Consider the following 4,650-nt stretch of genomic DNA (forward strand, 5'->3'; position numbering starts at 1 on the left):
GCCTTGACGCCCGCGAGGTCGCGCGGGGTCATCGAGAGTTCGTGGACCCCGAGCCCCGCCAGCAGGCAGGCCCCGAACGGATCGCCCGCGATGCCGCCGCAGACGCCGACGAAGCGCCCATGGCGGGCGGCGCCCTCGCAGGTCATGTGGATGAGGCGCAGCACCGCCGGGTGGAGCGAGTCGGCTTCCGGTGCGAGTTCCGTGTTCTGCCGGTCGATGGCGAGGGCGTACTGGGTCAGGTCGTTGGTGCCGATCGAGAAGAAGTCGCAGTGCCGGGCCATCGCGTCGGCCTGGATCGCGGCGGCCGGCACCTCGATCATGATGCCGAGCGGCACCGGCGGCGCGCCGACCTCGCCACGGATGCGCTCCGCGACCGCGCGCAGCCGCAGCACCTCCGGCACCGAGGTGATCATCGGCATCATGATCGAGAGCGGCGCGTCCTTGCCGGTGGGGGCATCCGCCGGCACGTGATCGCGGGCGGCCCGGTAGAGGGCGCGCAGCTGCGGCTCCATCAGGTCGGGGCGGCGCAGCAGCAGGCGGGCACCGCGCACGCCGAGGAAGGGGTTCTCCTCGTGGGGCAGCCGCAGGTGGGCGACCTGCTTGTCGCCGCCGATGTCGAGGGTGCGCACGATGAGCGGCCGGCCACCGAGCGCCCGGAGCATGCCCGAATAGGTCTCGTACTGGTCGTCCTCGGAGGGCGTGTCGCCGCGCTCCAGGAACAGGAACTCGGTGCGCATCAGCCCGACGCCCTCGGCGCCCTGGTCGAGCGCGAAGCCGACCTGCTCGGGGTTGTTGACGTTGGCGCCGACCGCGATGCGGTGCCCGTCGCGGGTCCGGGCGGGCTGCGCCCGCTCGCGCGCCTCCGCCTCGGCCTTCTCGCGCTGCCGCTCGCGCCACGCCTCCGCCGAGGCGATGTCGGCCGCGCTCGGGTCGAGGTAGAGGCGCCCGGTGCTGCCGTCGAGGATCGCCCGCGCGCCGTCGGCGAGCGCCAGCAGGCCGGGCCCGCCCGCGACGAGGGCCGGGATGCCGAGCGTGCGCGCCAGGATCGCGGTGTGCGAGGTCGGCCCCCCTTGGGCGGTCGCGAGCCCGATCACCCGGGCCGGGTCGAGCCCGGCGGTGTCGGAGGGCGCGAGGTCGGCGGCGACGAGGATGCAGGGCACGTCCGGCAGGGCGTGGCCGCTCCGCAGGGCCGGGTCGATCTGCGCCAGCACCCGGCGCCCGACGTCGCGCAGGTCCGCCGCGCGGCCCGCGAGGACCGGGTTGCCGAGCGCCGCGAGCTGCCCGGCCATGCGCTCCACCGCCGCATGCCACGCGTGGGCCACGCCGTGACCCTCGACCATGAGCTGGCAGGCCAGCGTGATCAGGTCGGTGTCGGCGATGAGTTCCCCTTGCGCCCGGAAGATGCCCGCATCCTGCCGGCCGAGCCGCCGCTCGGTGTCGTCCGCGAGCGCCCGCAACTGGTCGGCCGTCGCCTGCAGCGCCCGGTGCAGGCGGTCGGCGCCGGTGGTCAGCGGCTCCGGCTCGTCCGGCACCGCGACCTCGGCGCTCGCCAGCACGTGGATCGGTCCGATGGCGATGCCGGGGCTCGCGCCGATGCCGGCGACGGTGCGCGGCGCGTCGGCCGGGTTCCAGCCGGCGACGGGGGCGGCGGCCCAGGCCGCGGCTTCGGCCGCGCGCTGCGCCGCCGCCTTCTCGCCCGCGCTCAGGCCCGTGACCGCGGCGCAGATCCTGGCGAGCGCTCCCGCTTCGTCGTCGCCCTCCGCCGAGATCGTCACCGCGTCGCCGCAGCGCAGGCCGAGCTGGAGGAGCGCGATCAGGTTCTTGGCGTCGGCGACCTGGGCGCCGGCCCGGACCTGGATCCGGGCCGGGCAGGTCCTGGCCACCTCGACCCAGTGGGCGGCCGGCCGTGCGTGCAGGCCGGTCGGGTAATCGACGGTCCAGTCGAAGCGCTGGCGCAGGTCGCTCGCCGGGCCGGCGGCGCCCGGCGCCGGCGCGTCCTCGCCGAGCGCCGCGGCGATGTCGGATTCCTGCGTGGTGGTGCGCAGCTGCTCGAGGCGCGCCTCGTCCTGGATCAGGCGGGTGAGCCGGCGCAGCACCGTGATGTGGGTGTCGGACTGCGCGGCGATGGCCACCACGAGATGCGCCGTCTGGCCGTCGTGCCACGCGATGCCCTCGGGCACCTGCAGCACCGCGAGCCCGCTCTCGCGGACGAGGTGCCGGTCATCGACCATGCCGTGCGGGATCACGACGCCGTGGCCCAGATAGGTGTTCGCCACCGCCTCCCGGGCCAGCATGCTCGCGCCGTAGGCGGCCTCGATGCAGCCCGACGCGGTGAGGAGCTGGGCGGCCTCGCGGATCGCCGCCTCCTTGGTGGCGGGTCGCGCGCCGAGCCGCACGAGCAGGCGCGGGCTGAAGGACGGCGTCGGTGCGAGCATGGCGTGCTCTCCTCCCGTTCGAATCGCCGACCGTTCGCCGGCTGTTGTGAGACGCACTGAAAACGTTTTCAGTGCGCTTGTCAAACGGCAGAAGCCGAACAGGCTCGATCCCGATGCCGCGCAGGCTTGCGAGAGGCGGCGAGCGATGGCACAACCAGCCGTAGAGTGGTGTAATCGTTTCCTGAGGATCGGCCCAGCGATGACCGTCGGCATCCGCGATGTGGCCCGCGCGGCGGGCGTCTCGACCGCGACGGTCTCGCGGGCGCTGGGCAGCGGGCCGGTGAGCGAGGCCCTGCGCGAGCAGGTCGAGGCGGCGGTGCGCGCGACCGGCTACCGGCCGAACCTCTCGGCCCGGCGCCTGCGCTCGCAATCCGCCCGGACCATCGGCCTGATCGTGGCCGACATCCGCAACCCCTTCTTCACCGCGGTGAGCCGCGCGGTCGAGGATGCGGCCTTCGCCGAGGGCATGCGGGTCATCCTCTGCAACACCGACGAGGACCCGGCCCGCGAGGCGATGTACCTGCGCCTGATGGAGGAGGAGCGCGTCACCGGCGTGATCTTCGCGCCGACGGGCGGCGGGGCCGAGTCGCTGCGCGAGCGGTCCCTCGGCTTCCCGGTGGTGCTGATCGACCGCGCCGGGCCGCCCGGCGCCCACGACAGCGTGGTTCTCGACAACCCGGCCGCGGGCGCGGGCCTCGTGGACCTCCTCGTCCGCCAGGGCTTCTCGCGCATCGGCGGCCTGTTCGGCTCGACGAGTTCGACCGCGCGCGAGCGCCGGGCGGGCTACGAGGCGGCCATGGTCCGGCACGGGCTGGTGCCCAGCGTCCGCACCGTGGCGCCCAACGCCGCCGCCGCCGAGGCCGCCGCCGCCCGCTGGCTCGCCGAGGCGGATCGGCCGGAGGCGCTGGTGCTCTCGAACGGCCTGATCCTGATGGGGGCGGTGCGCGCCGCCCGCGCCGCGGGTCTGCGGGTTCCGGACGACCTCGCGCTGGCGGGATTCGACAACGAGCCCTGGACGGACCTCGTCGAGCCGGGCCTCACCGTGGTCGAGCAGCCGGTCGACGAGATCGGCGCGCAGGCGATGCGGCTGCTGTTCGAGCGGATCGCCCAGCCCGACCAGCCCGTGCGGAAGGTGGTGCTCAGCGGCCGGACCGTGCTGCGCGGCTCGACCCGGCGCGGGTAGTCGGTGCCGCCTTCGACCCCGGCCGCCCATCTTGCGGCGATGCACACCTGGCTGATCTCCGCCCTCGGCCTCTGGGCGGCCTACTGGGCCGCGATCTTCGCCGAACTCGCACATCTGCGGGAGCGCGAGGACGGCGTCGGGGCGGTCGCCTGCGCGCGCATCGCCGGGAGCCTGCTCGCCGCCGGGCTCGGCCTGTTCCTGCTCGGCCGGGTCTGAGGCCGGTCGCGCTCTCCCGTAGCCGGAGCGGTGCGCCGCTCGCATCAATTCAAGGTTGTACCGATCTCCGACGACCGGGCTCTTCGGCCGCGCCGACGGATTGATACCTCAACCAGAAGTCTGTATGCATCCACACAGTATCGAGGAGAGCGGACGGCGCGGCTCGACCGCGGCCCGGCCGCCCGTGGTGCGGGACGCGGTGGCGGGGGCCCAGACGATCCGGTGATACCGCTGAGCGAGTCCGACACGATCCTCGTCGCCGAAGGCGACGCGCTGATCCGCATGGTCATGACCGACATGCTGGGCGATGCCGGCTTCGCGGTCGCGGCGACCTCCACCGTCCCCGGAGCGCTCGCGCAGCTGGAGGCGCGGCCCGGGACCCGCGCGCTGATCACCGGCCGGACGCTCTCGGCGGTCGGCGACGGGATCGGCCTGATCCACCGCGCGCGGGCGCGGTGGCCCGGGCTGGCGCTGCTGATCACCTCCGGTGCGGCGAGCGATCTCCCCGACCTGATCCCCGCCGACGTCCGGATCCTGTGGAAGCCGTTCCACTACCAGCTGCTGGCGCGCGCGGTCGCGGACGAGATCCGGCGCTGCGGCCTGGCCGCCGCCCCCGTCCTGCCCGAAGGATCGCCGACGGGCTCGGTCCAACTCGACCTTGCGGCCGCGGCGCCGGCGCGCGGGCCGGACAAGACCTGAAATCGTTTGCGGCTGAGGAGTTCGGACGCGCGCGATGAACCGCTCCGTGCCCCCTCTCCCATAGGGAGAGGGTTGGGGTGAGGGGTATGACGCTTCAGAACAGCGCTCGGCATCGAC

Annotated in this window: 4 protein-coding genes; 3 read left to right on the forward strand and 1 reads right to left on the reverse strand. The window is 74.4% G+C overall.

Annotated features, from left to right (window positions below; all coding sequences use genetic code 11):
- Positions 1 to 2,435 (reverse strand): phosphoenolpyruvate--protein phosphotransferase (ptsP, locus tag AX737_RS04860; RefSeq protein ID WP_066919429.1); only part of this gene is annotated, 2,435 nt, incomplete at its 3' end.
- 199 nt (positions 2,436 to 2,634) lie between these two features.
- On the opposite strand from ptsP, the gene AX737_RS04865 reads away from it, so the two are divergent.
- The 3 genes from AX737_RS04865 (at position 2,635) to AX737_RS04870 (ending at position 4,533) form a co-directional block, all read left to right on the forward strand.
- Positions 2,635 to 3,618 (forward strand): LacI family DNA-binding transcriptional regulator, encoded by a 984-nt coding sequence (locus AX737_RS04865; RefSeq protein ID WP_066919431.1) that lies wholly within the window; start codon positions 2,635 to 2,637, stop codon positions 3,616 to 3,618.
- 3 nt (positions 3,619 to 3,621) lie between these two features.
- Positions 3,622 to 3,834: a hypothetical protein gene (locus AX737_RS32960; RefSeq protein ID WP_156453531.1), complete on the forward strand. Its 213-nt coding sequence runs from the start codon at positions 3,622 to 3,624 to the stop codon at positions 3,832 to 3,834.
- A gap of 222 nt (positions 3,835 to 4,056) precedes the next feature.
- Positions 4,057 to 4,533, forward strand: a complete 477-nt coding sequence (locus tag AX737_RS04870) for a response regulator (RefSeq protein ID WP_066919433.1) — start codon at positions 4,057 to 4,059, stop codon at positions 4,531 to 4,533.
- Positions 4,534 to 4,650 lie beyond the last annotated feature (117 nt).

It is taken from the genome of Methylobacterium sp. CCH5-D2, assembly GCF_001556475.1.
GTDB lineage: Bacteria > Pseudomonadota > Alphaproteobacteria > Rhizobiales > Beijerinckiaceae > Methylobacterium > Methylobacterium hispanicum.

Bases quoted from the DNA above. Each gene is read 5' to 3' on its own strand.
- AX737_RS04865 (WP_066919431.1), top strand. From the start codon at position 2,635: ATGACCGTCGGCATCCGCGATGTGGCCCGCGCGGCGGGCGTCTCGACC.